This is a genomic window from Amycolatopsis sp. NPDC114478, from assembly GCF_055633805.1.
In genome coordinates, this window is the sequence record NZ_JBVKDO010000002.1 from 512991 (window position 1) to 539182 (window position 26192).

General features: G+C 71.6%; 21 protein-coding genes. 19 read left to right on the plus strand and 2 right to left on the minus strand.

The window, feature by feature from the left end:
* The first annotated feature begins 12 nt into the window (after positions 1-12).
* The 4 genes from ACZ7OH_RS07065 (at position 13) to ACZ7OH_RS07080 (ending at position 4199) form a co-directional block, all read left to right on the plus strand.
* Positions 13-507 (plus strand): hypothetical protein, encoded by a 495-nt coding sequence (locus ACZ7OH_RS07065; RefSeq protein ID WP_470280004.1) that lies wholly within the window; start codon positions 13-15, stop codon positions 505-507.
* 29 nt (positions 508-536) lie between these two features.
* Positions 537-1391: a Pvc16 family protein gene (locus ACZ7OH_RS07070; RefSeq protein ID WP_470280005.1), complete on the plus strand. Its 855-nt coding sequence runs from the start codon at positions 537-539 to the stop codon at positions 1389-1391.
* Positions 1388-3364, plus strand: coding sequence for an ATP-binding protein (locus ACZ7OH_RS07075; RefSeq protein ID WP_470280006.1), 1977 nt, complete (start codon positions 1388-1390; stop codon positions 3362-3364). Before ACZ7OH_RS07070 ends, ACZ7OH_RS07075 begins: the two co-directional genes overlap by 4 nt.
* 103 nt (positions 3365-3467) lie before the next feature.
* A complete protein-coding gene (locus ACZ7OH_RS07080) occupies positions 3468-4199 on the plus strand; it encodes an eCIS core domain-containing protein (RefSeq protein WP_470280007.1) in 732 nt (243 codons plus the stop codon).
* A 39-nt stretch (positions 4200-4238) separates the two neighbouring features.
* On the opposite strand, the gene ACZ7OH_RS07085 is transcribed toward ACZ7OH_RS07080, so the two are convergent.
* Positions 4239-7598: a phage tail protein gene (locus ACZ7OH_RS07085; RefSeq protein ID WP_470280008.1), complete on the minus strand. Its 3360-nt coding sequence runs from the start codon at positions 7596-7598 to the stop codon at positions 4239-4241.
* Positions 7599-7788: 190 nt separating this feature from the next.
* Here ACZ7OH_RS07085 and ACZ7OH_RS07090 point away from each other — a divergent pair, with 190 nt between their 5' ends.
* The 15 genes from ACZ7OH_RS07090 to ACZ7OH_RS07160 all read left to right on the plus strand — a co-directional run bounded on the left by ACZ7OH_RS07090 (position 7789) and on the right by ACZ7OH_RS07160 (position 25538).
* Complete coding sequence (locus tag ACZ7OH_RS07090) at positions 7789-9342, plus strand: phage tail sheath family protein (protein WP_470280009.1); 1554 nt, start codon at positions 7789-7791, stop codon at positions 9340-9342.
* 15 nt (positions 9343-9357) lie between these two features.
* Entirely contained in the window at positions 9358-9801 is a 444-nt protein-coding gene (locus tag ACZ7OH_RS07095) for a phage tail protein (protein WP_364456887.1), read from the plus strand.
* A 4-nt stretch (positions 9802-9805) separates the two neighbouring features.
* Positions 9806-10246, plus strand: a complete 441-nt coding sequence (locus tag ACZ7OH_RS07100; protein ID WP_470280010.1) for a hypothetical protein — start codon at positions 9806-9808, stop codon at positions 10244-10246.
* On the plus strand, positions 10243-10401 hold the full coding sequence (locus tag ACZ7OH_RS07105) for a DUF6760 family protein (protein ID WP_086682608.1): 159 nt from the start codon (positions 10243-10245) through the stop codon (positions 10399-10401). Before ACZ7OH_RS07100 ends, ACZ7OH_RS07105 begins: the two co-directional genes overlap by 4 nt.
* 2086 nt (positions 10402-12487) lie before the next feature.
* A complete protein-coding gene (locus ACZ7OH_RS07110) occupies positions 12488-12787 on the plus strand; it encodes a hypothetical protein (protein WP_470280011.1) in 300 nt (99 codons plus the stop codon).
* 11 nt (positions 12788-12798) lie between these two features.
* Positions 12799-13245 (plus strand): phage tail protein, encoded by a 447-nt coding sequence (locus ACZ7OH_RS07115; protein WP_400907180.1) that lies wholly within the window; start codon positions 12799-12801, stop codon positions 13243-13245.
* Between the two features lie 3 nt (positions 13246-13248).
* Entirely contained in the window at positions 13249-14010 is a 762-nt protein-coding gene (locus ACZ7OH_RS07120) for a CIS tube protein (RefSeq protein WP_470280012.1), read from the plus strand.
* Positions 14003-15823, plus strand: a complete 1821-nt coding sequence (locus tag ACZ7OH_RS07125) for a VgrG-related protein (RefSeq protein ID WP_470280013.1) — start codon at positions 14003-14005, stop codon at positions 15821-15823. The genes ACZ7OH_RS07120 and ACZ7OH_RS07125 overlap by 8 nt, the downstream gene beginning before the upstream one ends.
* Positions 15824-15835: 12 nt before the next feature.
* Positions 15836-16117, plus strand: coding sequence for a PAAR domain-containing protein (locus ACZ7OH_RS07130; RefSeq protein WP_364268765.1), 282 nt, complete (start codon positions 15836-15838; stop codon positions 16115-16117).
* 1 nt (position 16118) lies between these two features.
* Entirely contained in the window at positions 16119-16544 is a 426-nt protein-coding gene (locus ACZ7OH_RS07135) for a GPW/gp25 family protein (protein WP_470280014.1), read from the plus strand.
* Positions 16544-18505: a putative baseplate assembly protein gene (locus ACZ7OH_RS07140; RefSeq protein ID WP_470280015.1), complete on the plus strand. Its 1962-nt coding sequence runs from the start codon at positions 16544-16546 to the stop codon at positions 18503-18505. The genes ACZ7OH_RS07135 and ACZ7OH_RS07140 overlap by 1 nt, the downstream gene beginning before the upstream one ends.
* Positions 18502-19041, plus strand: a complete 540-nt coding sequence (locus ACZ7OH_RS07145; protein WP_470280016.1) for a phage tail protein — start codon at positions 18502-18504, stop codon at positions 19039-19041. The genes ACZ7OH_RS07140 and ACZ7OH_RS07145 overlap by 4 nt, the downstream gene beginning before the upstream one ends.
* A 3-nt stretch (positions 19042-19044) precedes the next feature.
* Positions 19045-20022: a zinc ribbon domain-containing protein gene (locus ACZ7OH_RS07150; protein WP_470280017.1), complete on the plus strand. Its 978-nt coding sequence runs from the start codon at positions 19045-19047 to the stop codon at positions 20020-20022.
* 28 nt (positions 20023-20050) lie between these two features.
* Complete coding sequence (locus tag ACZ7OH_RS07155; RefSeq protein WP_470280018.1) at positions 20051-24112, plus strand: VWA domain-containing protein; 4062 nt, start codon at positions 20051-20053, stop codon at positions 24110-24112.
* 106 nt (positions 24113-24218) lie between these two features.
* The gene (locus ACZ7OH_RS07160) at positions 24219-25538 is read left to right on the plus strand and encodes a COG1470 family protein (protein WP_470280019.1); all 1320 of its coding nucleotides are present in this window, start codon (positions 24219-24221) and stop codon (positions 25536-25538) included.
* Between the two features lie 6 nt (positions 25539-25544).
* Here ACZ7OH_RS07160 and ACZ7OH_RS07165 read toward each other — a convergent pair whose 3' ends face one another.
* Positions 25545-26171 (minus strand): response regulator transcription factor, encoded by a 627-nt coding sequence (locus ACZ7OH_RS07165; RefSeq protein WP_470280020.1) that lies wholly within the window; start codon positions 26169-26171, stop codon positions 25545-25547.
* Positions 26172-26192: the final 21 nt, after the last annotated feature.

The window sequence follows — 26192 nt, forward strand, 5'->3', positions numbered from 1 at the left end:
TACCGTGGGGCCGTGGTCCAGGTCTTCATCCAGCCCGCCTACGGCACCTCCGACGCCCGCCGGTACGGGGCCGAGTCGCTCGAGAAGACCGTCGACTTCCGCGCGCACGCCGACCTGATCGAGCCGGCCGACCTCGCCCGCCTGACCGCACTGCACCCGGGTGGGCGCGCCCGGTTCTGGGGCGCCAAGGACAAGTACGACCGCCGCATGGACACGGTGTCCACCGGCGACGTCGTGCTGTTCACCGGCCGCAAGCACATCCAGGCCACCGCCGAAATCGGCCACGGCTTCCGCAACCCCGCCTTCGCGCGCCGGCTGTGGAACCCGGATCCGGGGAAGTGCTTGTTCAGCAACGTCTACAGCCTCCGGCGCTACGAGCGGATCGGGATGCCGTACGAAGAGATCTGGGCGTTGCCCGGGTTCAATGTCGGCGACAACTTCATGGGTCTGCGGTTCCTGGATGACGCGAAGTCGGCCGCGGTGCTGGGTCTGCTCCGCTCCGCGTGAGCGAAAGCCGCACCGCGGCAATCACCTCGATGACGAACGCGGACGGTCTCCACTACCAGCCCCGCGCCGACGGCCACGGCATGGTCGTCGCCGCCTACCTGCCCGTCCAGCGACCGCCCTGCCCGTACGGGCAGCCCGGCGTACCCGAAGGTCTGCCGCTGCGCGGGTGTCCCGCCGGCCGCGCAGCGCTCATCGTGGAAAGACCGCCAGCCCGAGGAGGTCCGCCGGTGATCCACGAGGTCGACGAGGCGCTGCGGCGGCTGGTGAAGGACGAGGCGCTGCGCGGCAGCGAGGTCGACATCGCCTTCGAGGCCCCCACCAAGGACTGGGCCGCCCGGCGCAACGCGCCCACCGTCAACATCTACCTCTACGACGTCCGCGAGGACATGCGCCGCCGCTCGCGGGGGCTGCTCAGCGAGTACGACCAGCGCGGCCAGATCGCCGCGCGGCACCTGCCGCCCAAGCACGTCAAGCTGTCCTACCTGGTCACCGCCTGGACCCAGCGCCCCGAAGACGAACACCGCGTGCTGTCGGACCTGCTGCTCGGCCTCCTGCGCCACGAAGCCGTCCCGGCCGAGGTGCTCTCCGGCTCACTGGCCGAAATGGGACTGCCGGTACCGATGACCGTCGCGCTGCCGCCGCCGGAAGACCGCGCGTTCGCCGACGTCTGGACCGCGCTCGGTGGCGAGCTCAAACCGTCGCTCGACGTCGTCGTCTCCGCGCCGATCCACAGTGGACGCGTCTACCCCGCCGGACCGCCGGCCAAGGAAGGCCTCCAGCTCGACACCGGCGGCGACCGCGTCGGGCACCACGTGTCCGACGCCGGCGCGGTCGACGGCCAGCGCCGCGTCGCGATGGCGCGGGACCACCGGAAGTCCCGGTGAACCAGGGGTACCTGTTCGAGCGCGTGGCCCGGCTCGAACAGCGCATCCGCGACGCGGTCGACAGCCGCCGCGCGGCCGACCCGAACCCCGACGACCCGTTCCGCGGCCTGTACCTGTCGCACGAGGCGATCGACGCGCTGCTGGACAGCCACCGGGAGCCGTTCACCCCGTTCGCCGACTCCGTGCCGGACGGCAGGCTGCGCCCGCTCGCCGACCGCGCGGGCCTCACCGGCGTCGACGTCGAACTGCTGCTGGTCGCGCTGGCCCCCGACCTGGACAGCCGGTTCGAGCAGTTCTACGGCTACCTCAACGACGACGTGACCCGACGCCGCGCCACCGCCGGGCTGGCGCTGCGCCTGTGCGGGATCCCGGAGGCCTCGGCCGCCGGCCGCGCCCGGCTCGACGCCGACTCCCCGCTGCTCACCTGCGGCCTGCTCACCATCGGCGACGACGACCGGCCGTTCCTCTCCCGCACGCTGCGCGTCCCCGACCGGGTGGTGAACCACCTGCTCGGCGACGACCGCCTCGCACCCGAGCTCGCCGGTTGCGCGCACCTGGGCACCGAGCTCGTCGAAGTGCCCGGCCGCGACCGGCTCGCCCGCGCGATCGGTGACCGCGTCGGGCTGGTCTACCTGAAGGAGCTCCCCGGGGGCGGCGCGGAAGAACTCGGCGTCGGCGCGCTGGCCGCGGCCGGGTTCCCGGCGCTGGTGGTGGACGCGGCGCGCTGGCAGGCCGAGCTCGAGCTGACCTCGTCGTTGCGGCGGGAGGCGTTGCTGCGCGGCGCCGGGATCGTGCTCGGCCCGGTGGAGGACCCGCGGCTGGAGGACCTGGCGCACCCGGCGGTCCCGCTGGTCGTGCACGGCACGGGGGCGTGGGACCCGCGGTGGAGCGCGACCGCGCCGTTGCAGCTCGACGCGTCGCCGCTGCCCGCCGCCCGGCGCGCGGAACTCTGGCGCAGCAGGCTCGAGGGCAAGCTCGCCCCGGACGTCGACCCCGGAGAAGCCACCGCGCACTTCGTGCTGGGGCCCGGGCAGATCGCGCGCGCGGCGAAGGCCGCGTCGGTGACCGCGCTGGCCGACGGCGGGCTGGTCCGGACGGCGCACCTGCGCGCGGGCGCGCGCAGCCAGAACGCCGCCGGGCTGCAGCGGCTCGCCCGGCGGATCGAACCGGCGGTCGGCTGGCCGGACCTGGTGCTGCCGGCGGGGGTGCTGTCGCTGCTGGACGAGCTGGCCGCGCGGGCGCGCTACCGCGACCAGGTGCTCGACGAGTGGCGGATGCGGCCGGGCGGCGGGCGCGGCCGGGGCGTGACGGGGCTGTTCGCGGGGGATTCGGGGACCGGCAAGACGATGTCGGCCGAAGTCGTGGCCGCGTCGCTGGGGCTGGACCTGTACACGGTGAACCTGGCGACGGTGGTGGACAAGTACGTCGGGGAGACGGAGAAGAACCTGGAGCGGATCTTCACCGAGGCGTCCGGGGTCAACGCGGTGCTGCTGTTCGACGAGGCGGACGCGATCTTCGGCAAGCGGTCGGAAGTCCGCGACGCGCACGACCGCTACGCCAACATCGAAAGCGCGTACCTGTTGCAGCGGATGGAGACGTTCGACGGCATCGCGGTGCTGGCGACGAACCTGCGGGCGAACCTCGACGAGGCGTTCACCCGGCGGCTCGACGTGATCGTGGACTTCCCGCTGCCGGACGTCGAGCTCCGCCACCGGCTGTGGGACCGCTGCCTGGGCACGCGGCTGCCACGCGCGTCGGACCTGGACCTCGGGTTCCTGGCGAGGGCGTTCGAGCTGGCGGGCGGGCACATCCGCTCGGCCGCGGTGACGGGCGCGTACCTCGCCGCCGAGGCGGGCCGCCCGGTGGCGATGAGCGACCTGGTCGGCGCGGTCGCCCGCGAGTACCGCAAGCTCGGCCGGCTGTGCCTGGACCGCGAGTTCGGGCCGTACCTGGCGCTGGTGACGGAGGGCTGAGCTGCCCGTTCGGGCAGCGTTTCCCGCCCTTGTGGCCGCGCACGCCAATCTGGTGCGGCGGTCGTGCTCGCGGCAAGCTGAACGGGCGGCGGAGGGAGCGGCCATGCGCGGGCACAGTCACGAAAACGACGTCGAACCGAGTGCGCGACCCCGGGGTGACCGGGTTTCGCAGGATTCGGACATCCTCGGCCGCGCCGCGGCCGCCGGCCGGTGCGACGTCCTGGGCCCGGAGGGGATGCTGGGCTTGCAGCGCGCGGTCGGCAACGCCGGGACCGCGTCGCTGGTGGAGGAGGAGCGTTCGCCGGTTCACGACGTCGTCTCGTCGGGTGGTGGCTCGCCTTTGGACACCTCGACGCGGGCGGACATGGAGTCTCGCTTCGGTGCGGACTTCTCCGATGTCCGGGTCCATACCGATGGGGCGGCGCACGAGTCGGCGAAGTCGGTGAACGCGCAGGCTTACACGGTGGGGTCGAACATCGTCTTCCAGCGGGACAAGTACGACCCGTCGTCGGCTGGTGGCCAGCACATGCTGGCGCATGAGTTGACGCATGTGGTTCAGCAGCGGAGTGGTCCGGTCGAGGGGACGGATGCCGGGGGCGGCGTGAAGGTTTCGGACCCGTCGGACCGGTTTGAGCGCGAGGCTGTGGCCAACGCGGACCGGCTGATGACTGCACCGGCGGTCCAGCGGTGTGAAGACGGTGGCGCGCACGAGGAGCCGGTGCAGCGGATGACCGTCCAACGTGAGGAAGAGGCTCCTGCCGCCGAAGAGGGCGAAGAGGAGAAGATGGCTCAGACGTTTGTGCAGCGTGCGGAAGAGACCGAGGAAGAGGCATAGCACGCAGCGTTGGGCGTCGCTGCACGGCCGCCCACCGCGCTAGGTGCCGTCCGGCCCTTTGAATCCCGGTTCGACGATCCAGATCCCGCTGCCACGCTCGGCCGCACCATTGGACTTGTTGCACGTTCCGCACATGCCGTGCAGATTGTCGAGCTGGTTGAGGAACGTGTTGCGAGCGACCTGGTCCGACTTGCGGCCGGTGCTGTTCCAGTGCTTGATGACACTCGGGTCTTTGTGGTCGAGGTTGATCGCGGTATTCCCGATGCCCGGCACGAGGTGCGGTGAATTGTAGTCCTTTCCCGGGCAGATGTAAGAGGAGCTCGTCGAGTACAGCGGATCGCTCTGCCACCTCGCGGCATTTTTGAACTTGAGGCTCATCAACCGGCTGAGCTCGCTCGCCCGCTTCGCATCGGCAGCGCCGTTGAAACCGCCGTAGAACGTCGGCCTGAACTTCCCGTCTTTCCGGAACTCGGAGCGGATTTCGCCGCCCAGGACGTAGGTCGACTCTTTGAGCAGGTCGAGGTCGATCTCCTGGCCGACCGCCTGGAGGGTGGAGGCGATGAGCCGGCGCTGGTCCCAGATCTCGAGCTCCGCCTTCTGGATTTCTTCCTTGGCGCTCGTGGCGAGAGCGTCCTTGAGTTTGCTCTCGTGTGCCACGACCATGCCCCGCATGGTGGAGAGCTGCCCGGCGACCGCGGGCTTGCTCTTCACGGCGTCATGCCCAAGCGCCCGGTCGATCTTGTCGATCAGCGGGTCCGGGTGGCTTGCCATCATGAGAGCCGGGCGGCCGCCCCTGTTGTCGAGGTAGATCGTGTGGGCGTTGCCCTTCATGCTGATGGGTGTCTTCGCCCTCAGCTTCTTCAGGAACGCGTCCTTGAGGCCCTTCACGCCTTCAGCGGCAGCGGCACCGCCGCGTTTGAGCTTCGACCAGACTTTCTTCCCCGCCTTGACGACCGTCCCCACGACGGAGTCGATCACCTTGCCCACCGGAGCCTGGACCTTCTCCAAAACCGACTTGATCTTCTCCGAAATCCCACCCAACCCGAGCAAACTCGCCAAGAACCCCAAGACCATCGGCAACGCCTTGCCCAGCGTCCGCTCGATCAACCCGGCCACGGCCCCAGCCCCACCGCGGGCGATCGACTCCACCGAGTCCAAAACCGAATCCACGAACTCCTTGATCTGCGAAGCCTTTTCCACGAAGAACATCACGATGTCGTAGATCGCCTTGCAGGCCTTGATGAACGCCGCCGCGGGGTTGAGGAGGGAAATGATCCACGTGATCCCCGCCTTGACGATCTTCTCGATGACGAATTCCTTGATCTGGCCGAGCACCATCTCCTTGAGGTCACCGAGCTTGGAAACGACCCACCGCCACAGTCCCGGCACGCCCTCGGTGATCAGGATCTTGACCACCTCGAACGTCTGCTCGAGCTTGGCCAGTACCGGCTCCGGGATGAACCGCAGGATTCGCGCCCGGACGCTCGCCCACGTCAGGCCCAGGATCGACAGGACCATCTTCAAGATGCCCTTCGCGTCCAGCGCTTCCGGGATCTCGATGCCCGCGCTCGCCAGGTTGCCCAGCAGCCAGCCCTTCAGGCCCTCCTTGAGGTGCTGAACGATGTTGGCGCCGAAGTTCATCACGCCGGTCTTGACCGCGTTGACCAGGTTGCCGAGGAACTCGATCGGCTTCCTGATGATCAGCTCGACCGCGTTCGCGGCGCGGGACAGCACGCCGAGCAGCAGGTTTTTCAGCGAGAGGATCGTCTCGATCGCGCCGCCGACTGCCTCCTTCGCCTTGCTCCACAGGCCCTTGTTCTCCGCCTGCAGCGTCTTGATCTCCTCGTCGACGGCGGTGCGGGCTTCGGTGTACTTCTGCGCCAGGTCTTCGACCAGCGACTGCTGCTTCTCGTCGACCGACTTCTCCAGGTCGTCGAACTGCCCGCCGAACTCCTTGGCCGCCTCGCCCGCGATCTTGCGCAACGCCGGCGACTGCGACTCGACCTTCTGCTTCACCCTCGAACGGCCGTCGAGAATCAGCTGTTTCGCCTCACCCAGCTTCTCACCGACGAAGTCCGCGATCTCGCCGATGACCCCCTGCATCTTGACCTCGTAGACCTTCTTGGCCTCGAGGAACAGGTTGTTCGCTTCGGCGGGCAAATCGGCGAACAGGTCGTACGCCCAGCGCGCCGCGCCGCTGATGCCGTCGTAGCGCTCGTCCTTGTAGCGCTTCATGCGGGCCTGGTGGTCGGCGGTGAACGCCGCCTTGGCCTGCGCCTCACCTGCCTCGAACTTCTTGGCCACCTGGTCGTCCAGCGCGCCCAGGACGCCCTCGACCTTTGTCTTGGTCTCGTCGAAGATCGCCTTGATCTCCCCGGTGATCCGCGCCCGGTCCTGCTCGTCCTTCGTCTTCGTCGCCGACTTGGCCGCCTGCCCGCGCTGGGCCGACGACGAACGCGCGCCCGTCATGCCCGCCATCGCGGTCTGCCCGGACGCCTGCGCCGCACCGGTGACGGCCGCCAGCTGCCCGGCCTCCGATGAGCGGACCGCCGCCGGCGCCGACGCCGTGTGCTGCTCACCTTCCTGCTTCGCCGCCAGCGCGCCGGTGAACTCCGGCTCGTTGGACTGCGCCAGCTGCTCGTCGGTGACGCCCGCGGCGGCCATCGCCCCGTGCGTCTCGCACTGGTCGGCACGCAAGTCCGTCTGCTCGGGTGGCGCCTTGTCCGGGGTGGCCTTGCGCGGGTCCGGCGGCGCCAGCGCGGGTGGCGCCGGGGCCGGCGGCAGCGGGGTGACCGGCTTTTCCACCGCACGGCTGGGGTCCGGCGCCTCCTTCGTCCGGTCGGTGACGTCCTTGGCCGAAGCGTCCTTGCCGCCGGTGACCTTGCCCAGCACCTCGGTCTTGACCTGGTCGGCCTTGCCGGAGGAGGCGAACTTGTCGGCCTCGTCGAGGTTCTTCGGCGCTTGCTTGGCGATGGCGGCGTTCACCGCGGCGATGAACGCCGCCTTGTCGAACCCTGCCGGTTTCGCCGCCGCCATCTTGTCCGCCTGGGCGGCCTTGGCCTGCGCGTCCTTGTCGTCGGCGGGCGCGACGGCGGCGTCCTGCGCCTTCTTGACCTCCGCGCCGGCGGGCGGGTGCGCCTTCGCCGCCTTGCCCTGCGCGCCGACGTCCTTCCTCAGCGACTGGAACTTCGGGTCGGCCGCGGGTGTGACACCCGGGGGCGCGACCGGGGGAGCGGGACAGCCTTGCCGCTGCAGCGCGACCAGCCCCGTCACCGCGGCGTTGCCGGCCGAGGCCTGCAGGCGCAGCAACGCCGGTGGCGACGCCCGGCGCGCGGGCCCGGCCGCCCGCGCAGGCTGCGCGGACGGTTCCCGTGGCGCGTTGTCCCGCCGCGTTGACATGACTCCACTCTCGGCCCGCGGCGGCGGGTTGCCAACGGCCGGACGGGCGGCCCGGCCTGCCCGAACGGGCAGCTGCCTTTAAGGGCAGAGATCGGTTCCCGCGGGCCTATCCGTGCGGTCGTACCGCCGCGGGCGCGCGGGCAGCACGATCGCCGATGTCAAGACTTGTGCGTCGACCAGGGAGGCCCGCATGCCCACCTATCTCACGCCGGGGGTGTACGTCGAGGAGATCGAGGCGGGCGCACGGCCGATCGAGGGCGTGGGCACCGCCGTCGCCGCCTTCGTCGGCTTCGCGGCGGACGGTCCCTTCAACACCCCGACGCTGGTCTCCAACTGGGGCCAGTTCACCCAGACCTTCGGCGACTTCGTCGAAGGCTGCTACCTGGCCCAGTCCGTCTACGGCTACTTCCTCAACGGCGGCACCAACTGCTACATCGTCCGCGTCGGCGGCTCGCGCGCCCAGGACAAAGGCTCCACACCGAAGCAGCTCACCGCGCGCCAGGCCGTGCTCGGCGGCTACCGCTTCGTCGCCAAGGAGCTGCCGGAGGGCAAGCAGGCCGGCGAGATCACCGTCGAGGTGGCCGAGCCGACCGGCGAAAACCCCGCCGACGACCGGTTCACCGTGCTCGTCAAGCAGGACGGCAAGGTCGTCGAAACCCACAACGTGACGACCAAGCGCACCAAGGAGAACGTCGTCACGGCGGTGCGGGAGAAGTCCAGCTTCATCACCGTCGAAGAGGCGGCGGCAGGCGGCACGCTCACCAAGCCCGAGAAGGGCACCGCGACGCTCACCGAGCCGCCGAAGGAACCGCAGGAGCCGCCGGTGCCGCGCCGGGTCGGGGCCGGCGACTACGTCGGCGACGTCGCCGACCGCACCGGGTTCGGCGGCCTCGAAGCGATCGACGAGATCACCATGGTCGCGGCGCCGGACCTGATGGCCGCCTACCAGCGCGAGCTGCTGGACCTCGACACCGTCAAGGCCGTGCAGCTGGCGATGATCGCCCACTGCGAGCTCATGGGCGACCGGATGGCGATCATCGACCCGCCGCCGTCGCTCAACCCGCAGGAGATCCGCGGCTGGCGGATGGACGCGGCCGGCTACGACTCGAAGTACGCCGCGCTGTACTACCCCTGGGTCCAGGTGCTCGACCCCGCCACGGGAACCAACACGTTCATTCCGCCGAGCGGGCACATGGCCGGTGTGTGGGCCCGCACCGACGCCACCCGCGGCGTCCACAAGGCACCGGCCAACGAGGTCGTCCGCGGCGCGCTCGCCCTCGAGACGCACCTGACGAAGGCCGAGCAGGAGCTGCTCAACCCGATCGGCGTCAACTGCGTGCGCTCGTTCTCGGGCAAGGGCATCCGGGTGTGGGGCGCGCGGACGCTCTCGAGCGACCCGGCGTGGCGCTACCTCAACGTCCGGCGGCTGTTCAACTACCTTGAGGAGTCGATCCTCGGCGGCACGCAGTGGGTCGTGTTCGAGCCGAACGACGACGCGCTGTGGGCGCGGATCCGGCGCACGATCAGCGCGTTCCTGGTCATGGAGTGGCGCAAGGGCGCGTTGTTCGGGCTCACCCCGGACGAGGCCTTCTTCGTCAAGTGCGACCGCGAGACCAACCCGGCTGAGGGGATCGACCTCGGCCAGGTGATCTGCGAAGTCGGCATCGCCCCGGTGAAACCGGCGGAGTTCGTGATCTTCCGGCTGGCCCAGATGTCGGGCGGCACCAGCCTCGTCAACGAGTGATGAAAGGGCTTCGCAATGGCACTTCCCGATCTTGACAAGGCGGTAGGCCACTCCTTCGGGCTCGAGATCGACGGCGTCCAGATCAAGCAGATCTCCGAGGTCTCCGGCCTCAAGATGGAGCAGGACGTCATCGAGCTCAAGCAGAACACCGTCGACGGCAAGTACGTCATCAAGAAGCTGCCCGGCCGCCCCAAGGCGGGCGAGGTCACGCTGACCCGCGGCCTCACCGAGGACAACAGCTTCGAGAAGTGGGTCAAGGACGCCCACTTCGGCAAGATGACGACGGCGCGCAAGGGCGGCGCCATCATCGTCTACGACTACGAGGGCACCGCGCTCAAGCGCTACAAGCTCACCAATGCCTGGCCGAAGAGCCTGGAGATCGGCGCGCTGAAGGCCGGCGACACGAGCGTGCTCACCGAGAAGCTCGTCATCACCTACGAGCAGATGGAAGTCGAGTGAGCCGATGCGCAGGGTGATGGCGTCGGCGCCGGTCGAGGAAGCTCCCTCGGAGGAGCCTCGGGCGGAGCGGCCGAAGCTGCGGACGGAGTTCGCGTTCGAGCTCCCGCGCGGGTACGTCGACGACGAGGGCAAGGTCCACCACTCCGGGGTGATGCGGCTGGCGACCGCGCGGGACGAGCTGATCCCGCTGCGCGACGACCGGGTGCGCGAGAACTCGGCGTTCCTCACGGTGGTGCTGCTGGCCCGCGTCGTCACCCGGATCGGCGACATCACCGACGTGCACGCCGGGGTCATCGAGAACCTGTTCGCCTCGGACCTGGCGTTCCTGCAGGACATGTACCGCCGGATCAACAGCGAAGGCCACACCCGGGCGGGCGTCGCGTGCCCCGAGTGCGGCCACAGCTTCGTCGTCGACGTCGCCGGTGGCCGCCTGGGGGAATCGTGACGTACGCGGCCGGCCGGCTGCACGAGGAAGTCGCGTACGTCGCCTACCACCTGCACTGGTCGCTCGACGACATCCTCGACCTCGAACACCCCGACCGGTTGACCTACGTCGCCGAGATCGCCCGGATCAACACCCGGATGAGCCAGGGACGGTGACACGGCGATGTGGTGGAACAGGAAGGAGGCGCCCCCGGCCGCGTTGCCGGTGACACGCGCGGAGTGGCGCGGTGTGCCACCGATCCAGCGGGTGCTCGACGAGCATCCGCTGGTCAACCCGGTGCAGCGGTTCAGCGCGTCGTTGACGTCGTGGCGGAGCCCGGCCTACCTCGAGCCGCTCGGGCACCAGGTCGGCGCGGACGAGCCGGCCGGCGTCATCGGCGACCTCGCCCGGCCGCGGCCACTCGAGACGCCGACGCCGGCCATGCCGGTGGTGCAGCGGGCGGTCCGCAAGCGGAGCGGGCTGTCCCGGCTGTGGGGTGCGCCGGTGCAGCGTGACGTCTCGCCGGAGGTGCCTTCGGAGCCGGTTTTCGCGCCGGAGTCTGCTTCGGAGTCGCCGCTGGTGTTGCCGGTGGCGGCGCGGGAGGTCGTGCAGCCGTTGACGTCCGCTCATGCGACGGTCGTTCCGCCGATGCGGACCGTGCAGGCGATCGTGGAACTGTCCCCTGTGGAGCCGTCCCCTGTGGACGTTCCGGTGGCCTCCCCGCCCGAGCCAGCGCTGCCGGTCGTGCAGCGGATCGAGCAGGCGACGCCCCGGCGGCTCGGTCTCGGTGCGCCGATACCGGTTGCTGAGCTGCCGGTATCGCGGGCGGCCGAGGTGCCGCCGGTCAACTCGTTCCGCCCGCTCGACACGTCGGAGAACCAGTCCGAGCCCCCGCCACCGGAGGCACCGTTGCCGGTGGCGCGGGCCGTTGACCCGACACCGCCTCCGGCGGCGCAGGACTCATCCCCGTCGGCGACTCCTGCCCTCCCGGTGGCACAGACCTTGCGGGACTCGACGGCGACCGAGACCGCGGTCGCTCCGGCCGCGCGACCGGTGCGGGACTCGCCCCTGCCAGTGGCGCAAACCGTCCAGGACGCGCCCGTTCCGGCGGCTCAAGACTCGCCGGTGAGAGCGATCGAGGCTGCGGCCCTTCCGGTGGCGCGGACCCTGCGGGAGCCGTCCCTCCCAGCCAGGCCGCTCGAGACCACGGTCGTTTCGGTGGCGCGCGCGGTGCAGGATTCCCCGCTCTCCACTCCCGCTCTACAGGTGAAAAAGGCGGTGCAGGACCCACCGCTTCCGGTTGCTCGCATTGCTGAGACCCCGGCGCTCGTGGCCAGCCGAGCGACCCACGAATCCGTGCTCCCGGTAGCACGAGCGGCTCTCCCAGGGGAGCAGGCGGCGCATGAGTCGCCGCTCCGCCCAGAGGAGCCGACGCTCCCGGTGGCCCGCGCGATCGAAACCCCCGCAACGGAACGGCTGGCGCACGAGCCACTGCTCCCGGTGGCGCGAGCGACCGAAGCTCCCACCCCCGCAACGGAACGGGCAGCCCACGAGCCGCCGCTCCCGGTAACCCGTGCGACGGGCCCAGCGGAAGGGCAAGCCTACGAGCCGCCGTTACCGGTGGCACGAGCAATGGAAGCTCCAACCCTCGCGGCGAAACAGCTGCCAGCGGCCCATGCGATCCACGTTCCCACGCTCCCAGCGGAACGGGCGGCCCATGAACCGCTGCTTCCGGTGGCACGAGCAATCGAAACGCCCGCCCTAGCAGCGAAGCACCTCCCGGCCGCCCACGCGATCGATGTTCCCACGCTCCCAGCGGAACAGGCCCATGAGCCATTGCTCCCGGTGGCGCGAGCAATCAAAGCGCCCGCCCTCCCGACGGAACGGCAGCCCCATGAGCCACTGCTCCCAATGGCACGAGCAACCGAAACGTCCGCCCTCCCGACGGAACGGCAAGCGCAAGGGCCACGGCTCCCAGTGGCACGAGCAATTGAAACTCCCGTCCTCCCGGTGGAACGGCAGGCTCAAGGGCCACTGCTCCCGGTAGCCCGCGCGACCGAAGCCCCCACCCTCGCAGCGAAACGCCCGACACCTGACCCACTGCTCGCTGCGGCACGCACGATCCCAGCAGAACAACAGCAGCACGACCCGCAGCTCCCGATAGCACGAGCGATCGAGACCCCCAGCCTCCCAGCGAGACTGCTGCCGCCCTTCTCGGTCACCCGAGCGGTCCAAGACCTTCCGCTCCCGCCCGAAATCCCCATGGCCCGAGCAACCCAGAACCTCGACACCCCGCTGCCCCTCCCCGTGGCTCGCACGATCGAGACCCCACCGCCCACCACAACCCACGACGAGCCCACCCAGCCGACGACCGTCCCGCAAACCGACGCCCCAGCCATCCAGCGCGCCCCAGAACCGGCACCCGCAGCTACCCCGGCCGCGCCGCAGCCGGAAACCGAAGAGCTCGTCAAGAAACTCTTCGACCCCCTCCTGCGCCGCCTCAAGACCGAACTCCGACTCGACCGTGAGCGCCGGGGTGCGCTCACCGATCGCCCGCACTGAAGGAGATGCCGATGCCGGACACCGAAGAGGCCGTCGCCGTGTGTTACGTCGTCAAGCTGGACGACAAGAACCTCGGCAACCTCGGCGCGTTCTCCAGCTGCGACGGGCTGGGCTGCGAGTTCGTGATGGAACAGCGGGAAGAGGGCGGCAACAACGGCATGGTCTGGCAGCTGCCGACCCGGATCAAGTACTCGAACATCAAGCTCTCCCGCCCCGTCACGCAGGCCAGCGCGCAGATCACCAAGTGGTTCGCCAGCCTGGCGAGCGGCATCGAACGCAAGACCGCCACCATCGAGGCGCGCACCCTCGAAGGCAAGGTGATCGCCAGCTGGGCCCTCGAAGGCGTCGTGCCGGTGCGCTGGAGCGGGCCGCAGCTCTCGCCCGACTCGCCCAAGGTCGCCACCGAGACCCTCGAACTGGCCCACCACGGGTTCCTCAGCCCGGCGAAGAAGGGCTGACAGATGCCCTCGCCCGTCACCTTCACCTCGGCCGGCTCCCAGTCCACGGCGGCCTACAGCTCAGGCGCGCCCAGCAACCTCCAGCGCGCGGTGCTGAAAGTCCACAACCCGCCGCAGTCCGGCGGGACCGGGCAGCCGCCCGGCGACTGGATGTTCGACATCGAGTTCCAGTTCAACCCCAAGGAGTTCTCGGTCAGCAAGAACGCCAAATGGGGCCGGGACGCCCAGCCCAACGCCAAGAAGAGCGCGCCGCCGCAGTTCAAGGGGTCCGATCCGGCCAAGCTCGCGCTGGAGATGTTCATCGACGCCACCGACAAGATGAACGACGCCGTCGTCAAGAAGGTCGAGCAGCTGTTCACCTGCTGCGTGGCCACCGAGGACAGCCGTCAGCACAAGAAGCCCTCACCGCCGTGGGTGATCTTCAAGTGGGGTGGCATGACCGGCTTCCCCGCCTACGTCGCCTCCGTCACCGCGAAGTACACGCTGTTCACGCCGTCGGGGACGCCGGTGCGCGCGGTCTGCACGGTCAACCTGGAGGAGATCTCGGGCGAGCTGGGCGGCCAGAACCCGACGTCGGGGGCGCTCGCGGCGCGGGACACGCACGTGCTCGTCGCCGGGGACTCGCTGCAGTCGGTGGCGTTCCGCGCCTACGGCGACGCCGGGAAGTGGCGCGAGATCGCCGACGCCAACGACATCGACGACCCGATGCGGCTGCGGCCCGGCACCCCGTTGCTGGTGCCGGCGCTGGAGGAGCTCAATGGCTAACGAGACCTTCACGAACACCCTGGTCGTCGAGGTCGAGGGCACGCCGCTGCCCGACGACGTCAAGGTGATGCTCAGCTACGCCTACGTCGACGACAGCCGGAACCTGCCGGACACGTTCGTGCTGCGCTTCCGCGACCCGGGGTACGTCGTGCTGGAGAAGGGGAAGTTCAAGGTCGGGGCGAAGATCAAGCTCAAGGTCCAGACGTCCGACCCCGAAGGCCCGCAGGACCTGCTGTCCGGCGAGGTCACCGCGGTCGCGATCGACCTGGACCCGCACGGCACGTTCACCGAGGTCCGCGGGTACGACCACGCGCACCGGCTGTTCCGCGGCCGCCGCGTCGCGGCCTACCCGAACATGACGATCGCCGACGTCGTGCGCAAGGTGACGCAGCGCGCGAAGATCCCGGCCGGGAAGATCGACAACGTCAAGGGCTTCGGCGGCCGGCCGAACACCCAGCTGGGCCAAGACAACGTGAGCGACTGGGAGTTCCTGAGCCGGCTGGCCGACGCGGTGGGCGCGCAGATCGCCGTGCGCGACGGGAAGCTGAACTTCGAGCTGCCCGAGAAGCCCTCCGGCGCGCCGTCGACCACCACGAAGGCGACGGCCGACCCGCTCGTCCTCGAGGCGCACGGGACGCTGGTCAGCCTGCGCGCCAGCGTCACCGCGGCCGAGCAGGTCCCCGAGGTGCGGGTCACCGGGTGGGACTACGAGAGCAAGCAGCCGATCTCCGCCACCGCGGTCCCGAAGAACGCGGGCACGGACGTGCCGGGGGTGGACCCGGTGGCGCTGGCGGGCAAGTTCGCGAGCCCGCCGTTCCTCGACGCCGCCTCGCCCCGGCGGGCGCAGGGTGAGGCGGACGCGACCGCGAAGGCGCTGGCCGACCGCTTCGGCAGCGCCTGCACCGAACTCGACGGCGTCGCCAAAGGCAACCCGAAACTGCGCGCGGGCACGGCGGTCACCCTCACCGGCGTCGGCCAGCCGTTTTCGGGCAAGTACACGCTGACCAGCACGCGGCACCTGTTCAACGCCGAAGTCGGCTACACCACCGAGTTCACCGTGTCCGGGCGCCAGGAACGTTCGCTCTACGGGCTGGTCGCGGGCGGGACGCACGGCTCGTCGTGGCCGGGAGTCGTCCCGGCGCAGGTCAGCGACCTGAAGGACCCGGCGAAGCTCGGCCGCGTCAAGCTCACGTTCCCCTGGCTGGACAAGGACTTCACCAGTACGTGGGCCCGCACCCTCCAGCCGGGCGCGGGCAAGGGCCGCGGCGCGTTCGTGCTGCCCGAGGTCGGTGACGAGGTCCTGGTCGGGTTCGAACACGGCGACTTCGAGGCGCCCTACGTGCTGGGCGGGCTGCACAACGGCAAGGACACCACGCCGAAGTTCGCCAAGGAGGTCGTCGACGGCACCAGCGGCGAGGTCGCCGTCCGCGGGTTCGTCTCGCGCAAGGGCCACAAGCTGGAGTTCGCCGAGGAGGACGGGATCACGCTGTCCTCCGGCGACGCGAAGTTCGTCGTCAAGATCGACCAGAAGAACCAGGTCATCGAGGTGACCAGCGGCAAGAGCGTCACGGTGAAGGCGCAGAACGGCGTGAGCATCGACGCCGGCACCGGGCCACTGGAGCTCAAGGGCCAGAAGGTCACCGTGAAGTCCCAGACCGACGCCAGCGTCGAGGCGGGAGCGCAGCTGAAGCTGACCGGGACGGCCGGGGTGAAGGTCGAGGGCGCGACCGTGTCCGTCGCGGGCCAGGGCCAGACGGAGCTGACCGCGAGCGGTGTCGTCACCGTGCGCGGCAGCGTGGTCAAGATCAACTGACGGGGGAGCGACATGCCACCAGCCGCGAGGGTCGGCGACCCGACCGGGCACCCGGGCGTCATCGCCGGGCCGGGGGTGCCGACCGTGCTCATCGGGGGGATGCCCGCCGCGAACGTCGGCACGCTGCACACGTGCTCGTTCCCGCCGCCCGCGGTGCACCCGCCGACGCCGATCGCGCCGCCGGGCTGCCCGACGGTCCTGATCGGCGGCATGCCGGCGGCCCGGATGGGCGACCTCGCCGCCTGCGGCGCGCCGATCGTCATGGGCTGCCCGACCGTCCTGATCGGAGGGTGAAATGGACTTCCTCGGCCGGGGACTGGCGTTCCCGCTGCACACCGACGCGACCGGCTCGATCGCGCTGGTCGGCGGCGAGCGCGAGGTCGTCGAGAGCATCCGGCTGATCCTGGCGACCTCGCCGGGGGAACGCCCGATGCGCCCGGAGTTCGGCTGCGCGGTGCACGACCTCGTGTTCGCGCCCGCCGACGCGGCGACCGCCGGGCAGATCGCCTACGAGGTCCGCACGTCGCTGGAGCGCTGGGAGCCGCGGATCACCCTCGACGACGTCGTCGTCAGCTTCGACGCGGCCGACCAGGGGACCCTGCTGATCGACATCCGCTACCGCCTGCGCGGCACGAACGACCCGCGCAACCTCGTCTTCCCCTTCTACGTCATCCCGCCGCACGAGTCCACAGCGCTCGATTCCCAACCGGACGGTGCGTGATGTCCCTGCCGCTGCCCAACCTCGACGACCGCCGGTTCCAGGACTTGGTCGACGAAGCCAAGTACCTGGTCCAGCGCAACTGTCCGGAGTGGACCGACCACAACGTCTCCGACCCCGGCGTCACGCTGATCGAGACGTTCGCGCAGATGGTCGACCAGCTGCTCTACCGGCTCAACCGGGTGCCCGACCGGCACTACCTGCGGTTCCTCGACCTGATCGGGGTCCGGCTGTTCCCGCCGGCCGCGGCGCGAGCCGACGTGACGTTCTGGCTCTCGGCCGCCCGGGACGTCCCGGTGGTCGTCGCGGGCGGCAAGCAGGTTGCGAGCGTGCGCACCGAGGTCGAGGACCCCGTGGTGTTCACCGTCGAGCGGACGCTGACCATCGTGCCGTGCTCGTTCGCGCACCTGGCGACCAGCACGTCCGACACCGGCCTGCCGCCGGTCGACCGCACCGACGAGCTGCTCGTCGGCGGCGGTCCCGCGGTGTTCGCCGAGACGCCCGCCCCCGGCGACGCGGTCTGCTTCGGGCTGTCGGACGCCGTTCCCGGCTGCGCGGTGCTGCTGCGGATGGACTGCGAGGTCGAGGGCCAGGGCGTCGACCCGCGCGACCCGCCGTGGCTGTGGGAGGCCTGGGACGGCAACGGCTGGGTGGCGTGCGAGGTCGACCGGGACAGCACCGGCGCGTTCAACCGCGCCGGGGACATCGTGGTGCACGTCCCGCCCGGGCACACGATGTCGGTGCTCGCGCGCCGGCGCGCGGGGTGGCTGCGGTGCCGGCTGGTGGAGGCCAAGGAGAACCAGCCGTTCTACCAGCGTTCGCCGCGGCTGCACGCGGTCGAGGCCTCGACCATCGGCGGCACGGCCACTGCCGTGCACGCCGAGATCATCCGCAACGAGATCGTCGGGACCTCCGACGGCACCCCTGGCCAGCGGTTCCCGCTCGGCCGCCCGCCGGTGGTCGCCGGGGACGGCGAGCTGATCGTGGAGGTCTCGGGCCCGGACGGCTGGCAGCAGTGGACCGAGGTCCGCTCGTTCGCCGGTTCCGGCCCTGACGACCGGCACGTCGTGCTCGACCGGATCGGCGGGGAGGTCGTGTTCGGTCCCGCGGTGCGCGAGCCCGAGGGCGGCCTGCGCTACTACGGCGCGTTCCCGGCCAAGTCCGCCGCGATCCGCGTCCCCGAATACCGCTCCGGCGGCGGGCGGCGCGGCAACGTCGCCCGCGAGGTCCTCGAGGTGCAGCGGGACCCGATCCCGTTCGTGAGCAGCGTGGTGAACCGCCGTCCGGCGATCGGCGGGGTGGACGGCGAGTCCGTGCAGGACGCGCAGGTCCGCGGTCCGCTGCTGCTGCGCACGCGCGACCGCGCGGTCACGGCCGAGGACTACGAGCAGCTCGCGCGGGAGGCGGCACCGGAGGCAGCGCGGGTGCGGTGCATCCCGGCGCACGGCTCCGACGGCCGCGAAACCGGCGCGATCCGGGTCCTGGTGGTGCCGGCGGTGCCCGACACCGGCGAGCTCGCGTTCGGCACCCTGATGCTGGACGCCGGCATGCGCGCCCGGATCGAGCGCCACCTCGACGAACGGCGCTGCGTGGGCGCGCTGGTGTCCGTGGAGCCGCCGTTCTACCAGGGCGTCACCGTGGTCGCGCGGCTGCGGGCCCGGCGCCGGACGACGGCCGGCACCCTCGGCGCGCGGGCGACCCAGGCCCTCTACGACTACTTCAACCCGCTGCGCGGCGGCCCGGACGGCGACGGCTGGCCGTTCGGGCGGCCGGTGCAGTCGGGCGAGGTCTTCGCGGTGCTGCAACGGCTGCCCGGCGTCGAACTGGTCGAGGACGTGCGCCTGTTCGCCGCGAACCCGATCACGCGCGAACGCGGCGACCAGGTCGACCGGCTCGACCTGCCGCCCCAGGCGCTCGCGTTCTCGTTCGGGCACCAGGTGCGCGTGCGGGAGGCCGGCGCATGAGGACGGGGATCCCGGGGCTGCCCAGTGCGCACCCGCTCGGCGAGCAGCTGCCCGCCGTCTACGCCGACGACCAGTTCGTGCGGGGTTTCACCAGCGCGCTCGACGAAGTCCTCGCCCCGGTCCTGTCCACATTGGACAACTTCGCCGGCTACCTGGACCCGGGGGTGGCGCCCGAGGACTTCGTCGGCTGGCTGGCGCACTGGGTCGCGCTGCGCGTCGACGAGAGCTGGAGCCCCGCGCAGCTGCGGCAGCTGGTGACGCGCTCGGTCGAGCTGCACCGGTGGCGCGGCACCCGGCGTGGCCTGGCCGAGCACGTGGGGCTGCTGACCGGCGGCGCGGTCGAGGTGACCGACAGCGGCGGCGTCGTCGGCTCGCCGACGCCCGGCGCGCCACTGCCGGACCCGGGACCGGCCTGGGTGCAGGTGCGGGTCCGGGTGCCCGACGCGGCCCGGGCGGACCGGCGGCGGCTGACGGCGGCGGTCGTGGAGGCGGTGCCCGCCCACGTGCGGGTCGCGGTGGAAGTGTTGGAGGGGTAGCGGATGGTCATCTACGCGGAGTGCGGGCACCAGGGTCCCGCCGACGTCGAGTTCTGCGGCGAGTGCGGCCGGTACCTGAAGTGGGACGACGACGGCCCGGTCGCGGTGCGGGCGCAGCCGGTGGTGCAGCAGCAGGTCGTGCAGCCCGCCGAGCCGCTCGCCCCGGTCCGGCAGCCGGTGCACCAGACCGTCGAGGACGAGGTCCTCCACCCCGGCGACCTGATCTGCGGCCGGTGCGGCAAGGGCAACGCGCCCACCCGCAACTTCTGCGGCCGGTGCGGGGCGTCGCTGGCCGAGTCCGAGGTCGTCAAGACGTCGTGGTGGCGACGGCTGTTCGGCCGCGAACCGAAGCAGCACAAGGCGGGCGAGCGACCGGGCAAGGACGGCGTCCGCCGCCGGACCGGCCGGGCCGGGGCCGCGCGCCGGACCGTCGGCAAGGTCATCCGCCGGGCGGTCGCGGTGGCACTGGTGCTTTCGGCGCTCGTCTACGCGCTCTACCAGCCGTTCCGCGGGGCGATCAACACCGCCGCGACCGGACTGTGGAGCCAGGTCACCGGCATCTTCGAGGCCAAGCTGAACCCGGTCCACCCGGTCAAGGTGACCGCGACCGCGCAGATCGCCGGGCACGCGGCACCGCTGGTCACCGACAACGCCAAGAACACTTTCTGGGCGGCCCCGACCGACCGGGAACCCGCGCTGGTGTTCACCTTCGACCACCCGGCGGACCTGCGGAAGGCGATCGTCTACTCCGGCGACGCCGCGAACTTCCAGGCCGAGCACCGGCCGCAGAAGCTGCACCTGGTGTTCTCCACCGGCAAGACCTACGACATGGCGCTGGCCGACACGCCGGACGCCCAGGAAGTCCCGATCGAGAACAGCGAAGGCGCGACCAGCGTCGAGCTGCACGTGGTCGGGCTGCACCGCTCGCTCAACGGCACGGACGTCGCGATCTCCGAGATCGAGCTGTTCGAAGCCGGGTGAGCGATCGACAGCTTGGGGAGGACCGACCATGCGCGCGAACCGAGCGGTGGCGGGTGTCGCGGTCGTCGCGGTGCTCGGCGGCTGGGCGATCAGCGGAGCGCTCTCGCCGACCGCGGCGCAGGCACCGCCACCGGCGGCGCCCTACCGCGTCGGGTACGTCAGCGACGCCACCACGGGCCTGTTCCAGGCGACCGGTGACGGCGCGCAGGCGGCGTTGCCCCGCGGGATCGGGAGCGTCGACGCCGACGCGTCCGCCGGCACCGGGGGCATCGTGTGGGTGAGCCACCGCGCCGCTTCGCCCGGGGGCGCCGAGCGGGACGGCGAGATCTTCTACCTCGCCGACGGCGGGCGGGTCCCGGTGCAGCTCACCGCCGGCGAGACCGTCGACACCCACCCCGCGCTGTCGCCCGACGGCCGCACGGTCGCGTTCGCTTCGGACCGCACCGGCAGCCGGAACCTGTTCGTGATCGGCGTGGACGGCCGCGGCCTGCGCCAGGTGACGTCGGGCCCGGCCGCCGACGACTCCCCGAGCTGGTCACCCGACGGCACCCGGCTGGCGTTCAGCAGCACGCGCGACGACCCGGCCGGGGACATCTACACCGTCCCGGCCGCCGGTGGGGCGCCGACGCGGCTGACCGCGGACCCGGCCGCGGACACCCAGCCCGCGTGGGGGCCGGCGCGGATCGCGTTCACCACCACGCGCTTCCACCCGGCGGGCGACGTCGTGCTGATGGCCGACACCGGCGGCGCGGTCACCCGCGCGGTGCCCGACCCCGGCGACTCGGCCGAGCCGGCGTGGTCGCCCGACGGCACGCGCCTGGCGTTCACGACCCACACCCCGGACCCGCTCGGCGACGTCAAGCAGGTCGCCGGTGGGCGCGTTTCGGTCATTTCGGCGGAGCCCGGCATCGGGGAGTCCGAGCCGACGTTCCGCGCGAACGGGCAGCCGGTGTTCACCGAGCTGCGCGCGGGCGGCAGCACCGACATCTGGAGCGCGGACGCGACCGGCGGCGACCGCCGGGACCTCACCCAGCGCCCGGACGCCGACGAGTTCGACCCGGCGTTCTCCACCGACGGCACGCTCCTGGCCTACACCGAGGCCGGCACCGGCGAGGCCCGGGAGACCGCGGTCGTGGTGGCGAACGCCGACGGCAGCGCACCCCGCGCGTTGACCGCCCCAACCGAGGGGACCAAGCGCGAGCGGCACCCGGCATGGTCCCCGGACGCGACGATGATCGCGTTCACCGACACGGTGTTCGAGAACGAGAGCCCCCGCGACCTCATCCGCATCGCCCGCGTCGCCGACGGCAGGCTCCTGGGCGAGATCCCGCTGCCGCCGTACTTGCGCGGCGACGATTCGCAGCCGGTGTGGTCGGCCGACGGAACGAAGATCACCCTGACCCGCGCGGCGACGCGGGTGACGCCGCCGGGACCGTCCAGAGTGGACCCGGCGGTGGTGGACATCCCCGTCGGCCGCGGCACCTCGGAGTCGATCGCCAAGACCGTGCAGACCGACCGGATCCGCACGAAGCCGGACATCGTCCTGCTCGTGGACCAGACCGCGTCCATGGGCGGGGTGGAGGGCGACCCCGGCGTGCTCGGCCAGGTGAAGCAGAACCTCGGGCAGGTCATCGACGCCGTGCGGACCCGGGAAGCCGACGTCCAGTTCGCCGTCGCGGCGTTCGGCGACGTGGCCGACAAGGACGACGTGGTGGGCGAAACGCACATCCCCCGCTCGTTCTACGTGCAGCAGCCGCTGACCGCGGTGGGCCCGGCCCCGAACGACCCCGGGCGGACGCTGCTGGCCGAGGCGTTCGACCGGATCCGGGCGGACGGGGGCGGCGACACCGCCGAGGACTGGCTACTGGCCCTGCAGAAGGTCGCGACGGGAGCGATCACGTTCCGCCCCGACAGCAGCCGGATCATCGTGCTGGTCGGCGACGCGGCCAGCCACGAAGACCCTCCCGACAAGGGATCGGCGGTCAAGGCCGCGGTGATCGCGGCGCTGAACGCGGCGAAGATCAGCGTGGTGGCCGTGCCCGCCGTCACCGGCGGAGAGGGCCCGGACTCGACCCTCGACTACCGGGGGCAGGCGACCGCTGTCGCGAACGGGACCAACGGCGTGCTCACGGCGGGCACCGAGGCGGGCGGGATCACCGAGGCGATCATCAAGGGCATCGGCGACCTGCCGGTGGCCGTGCAGCCGATGCCCTTCTGCGACCCGGGCCTGACGCTGTCCTTCACCCCCGAAGGGGGGCAGCGGGTTCCGGGTGGCACGCCCGCAAAGTTCGCCGAGACCGCCACCGTCTCGGATTCCGCGCCGCTCGGCGCCCGGCTGCACTGCCGGGTGGAATTCCGGATCGACGGCGAGGACTTCGTGCGCCCCGGCTACACCGAAGACATCACCGTGCGGGTCAAGGATCCCCGGCTCCCGCTGATCACCGTGCACGACAAGACCGTGCCCGGGACCGCACCGACCGTCATCGACTACCCCGCGACCGCGGTCGACGCCGACCGCGAAACGGCGATCACGCCCTTCTGCACCCCGTCCTCCGGCAGCCTGTTCCCCGTCGGGGCCACCACCGTCACCTGCACGGCGACCGGGCGGAACGGCACCGCCACCGAGACCGCCGTCATGGCGGTCGACCCGGGCGGCCAACGGCAGGAGCTGTGGCAGGCCGAGGTTGCCCCGGCGCCCGACAGCGTCGTCACCGGGACCCAGCGGGACCTCTCGCCGTCGTTCGGAGGGCCGTGCGGCACCGGACGGCAGGGCTCGGCCGACGTGTCGCCGAACGGTGCCACGATCGTGTTCCAGAACGACAGCCGGCTGATCTGCGCCGCCCCCGCGGGCGGTGGACCCGCGCGGGTCCTGGTGCAGAACGCCGACTTCGTCGACAACCCCGCGTGGTCGCCGGACGGCACGCTCGTCGCGTTCGACAGCGCGCCCAGTGAAGCCCCGTCGAGCATCCGGGTCGTGCCGGCGGCCGGGGGCGCGTCCACGCTCCTGATCGACGGACCCGGCGGGGCGTCGCAGCCGGTGTTCCAGCGGATCGCCGACGTCGGGGTGAGCGCGACCGCCGTCCCGGCCGCGATCGCCTTCGGCGGCCTCACGACGTTCGAGTTCGTGGTCACCAACCACGGCGCCGCGGCCACGTCCGGGACCGGGCTGTTCGTCCGGCTGACCGCCGGGTTGCGCCCGCAGGCGCCCCTCACCACCGCGGGCACCTGCACGCCCGAGCTGGTCTGCGCGTTCGGCTCGCTCGCGCCGGGTGCGAGCGCGCGGGTGCGGTTCAGCGCCGCCGGCGTGGTGGCCGGGCCGCAGGCCGCGACCGGCACGGTCACCACCGCCGGTGGGGACGCCGACGCGCGGGACAACTCCGCCACCGCGGTCGTCACCGTCGCCGAGAAGCCGGCGCCGCCGGTCACGCCGGGGTCGCTGTCGCTGGGGATGGCGGTGTCGGCGGTGCCGCTGTTCGTCGGCGGCGACGACGTCGTGCTGACCTTCCTGGTGCACAACGGTTCCGGTGCCCCGATGCCGGACGTCGGCCTGGCTGTCCAGCTGCCGCCGCCGCTGCCCGCGACGTCGGTGACGCCGGGGTGCGCGCCGAGCGGCGTCAGCTGCGCGCTCGGGACGCTCGCGCCCGGGCAGACGGCCGAGGTCCGGGTCGCGCTGGCGGCGAAGGCGGCCGTGGACGCGCCGGTGTCGGCGACGGTCGCCACGACCGGGCCGGACACCACCGCCGCCGACAACACGGCGAGCGCGCGCGTGGTGATCCGGCAGCCGGTGGTCGCGGTGGACCCGGGGATCGGCCCGCTCGGCTTCGTGCCGCGCGTGACGGGCACGGACTTCCCGCCGGGCGCGACGGTCCGGCTGGCGTGGTCGGCCGGCATCTCGGCGACCCCGGGGCTGGTGACGGTGGGCGCGGACGGGAAGTTCCAGACCCAGTTCCTGATCTTCCACCACGACCTCATCGGGCCGCGCACGGTCTCGGTGGCTCCGGTGATCGGGCCGAAGTTCCAGGCGGTGCAGTCGAATCCGATCCTGGTCGTGCTGCGCACGGAACAGCCGCCGTTCATCACCCGCGGCTGAACCGCGGGCTCCGGCGAACCGCTGCCCGTACGGGCAACCACCGGCGCACGGCCGCACACCCGTCCGCCGGTGCCGCACCGGGTGGCGGGCGCGGAGACTTCCCCGCATGGGAGCAACGGCGACGCTGTCCGAAGCCGGCCTGGTCGCGGAACCGGGCGAGGAGACGACCTGCTCGGTGACCATCCGCAACGCCGGGCAGGTCGTCGACCAGTTCGCGGTCGACGTCGTGGGCGACGCGAGTGGCTGGGCCACCGCGGAACCGGCGACGGTCAACCTGATGCCGGGGGAGACGGGCACGGTCACCGTGCGCTTCGCCCCGCCGCGGTCCTCCGACGTCCCCGCCGGGACGATCCCGTTCGGGGTCCGGGTGTTCTCGACCGAGGACCCCGCCGGCTCGGTCGTCGAGGAGGGCACCGTCCAGCTCGGCGCGTTCGCCGACGTGACCGCCGAGATCGTGCCGGCCAAGGTGGAAGCCGCTTCCAAGGCCGACTTCGAGGTCGCCGTCGACAACCGGGGCAACCGGCCGGTGGCGGTGGAGCTGAGCCCGCTCGACCCGGAAGACGAGCTGGAGTTCCGGCTCGAACGCGAGCGGGCCGACTTGGCGCCCGGCACGGCCGCGTTCCTGCGGATGCGCGCGAAGCCCCGGAAACGGTTCCTGCGCGGGCAACCCGTGCGGCACCGCTTCCAGGTGTTCGTCACCGCCGACGGCGGCGAGCCGCTCAAGACCGAAGGCACCATGGTGCAGCGCCAGCTGCTGCCCAAGTGGCTGCTACCCGCGCTCGCCGCGCTGCTGGTGCTCCTGCTGGCCCTGGTGACGCTGTGGTTCACCGTGCTGCGGCCGGCGGTGAAGTCCGCCGCCCGGGAAGCCGCCCAGGAGCAGAACCAACAGGTCGTGAAGGCCGCGCAGGACGCCGGCGCCGGGGCCGATCAGGCGAAGAAGAACGCCGACCAGGCCAAGCAGAACTCCGAGCAGGCGATGAAGGCCGTCGGCCTGACCCCGCCGGGTGAGAACACCGGCGGTGGTACCGCCAACGACGGCACCACCCCGAGCCGCGTCAACGCCGCCGCCGGAACACCGACGGACTTCCGGGTGGCCGCGGACGCGAACATCGACTCGAACGTCAACCGGTTCGCCGAGTTCCCCTACACGATGCCCGACCCGAACAAGACGCTCGTGATCACCGACCTGATCCTGCAGAACCCGCGCGGGGACACCGGAACCCTGCGGCTGCTGCGGGACTCCGGTGGCACCAAGAGCGTCCTGCTGGAGGTCGGCCTCGCCAACTTCCGCGACCTCGACCACCACTGGCTGCAGGCCTGGCGGTTCCAGCCGGGGGAGAAGATCGTCCTCGCGGTCAGCTGCCAGAACCCCGGCGACCGCGGCCACTGCACGCCGTCGGTCTCCTTCTCCGGCCGGGTCGAGTAGGCGGTGTCAGATCAGGCCTTCGCGCATGGCGAACGCCACCGCGTGGGCGCGGTTGCGCAGCTGGAAGCGGTTGGTGATGTCGTGCAGGATCGACTTCACCGTCCGCTCGGAGTAGCTCAGCTGGTCGGCGATCTCCTTGGTCTCGAAGCCGTCGGCGACCAGCCGCAGCACCCGGGTCTCGCGCTGGGACATCCCGGCGAGGTCCCACCCGTTCGGGTGCAGCACGTCCCGTTGCAGCCGGGACACCCGGGACAGCAGGCGGCCGAGCAGGTCGGGCGGCAGCGCGCCGTCGCCGGCCGCGGCGGTCTTGACGAGCCGGACGAGGGTGTCGGGCGTGGCGTCGGCCCGGCGGATGATCGCCGACACGCCGTTGCCGACGACGTCGAGCAGTTCCGAGTCCTCCACTTCCCCGGCGACCAGGACGATGCCCGCGTGGCCGGCGCACTGGAGGCTGCGCAGCAGCTGCCGGGCTTCCTCGTCGAGGCGTTCGACGATGACCAGCACCACGGCGTGGTCGCCGCCGCCCTCGTCGGCGAAGCGGATTTCGGGGCGTGACCGCAGCGCGGCGGTGACGCCCGCGCGGGTGATGGTGTCGGTGGCGTGCAGCAGCACCGGAACCTGGTCGGTGATCATCGGTGAAGCCCTCCCTCGGAC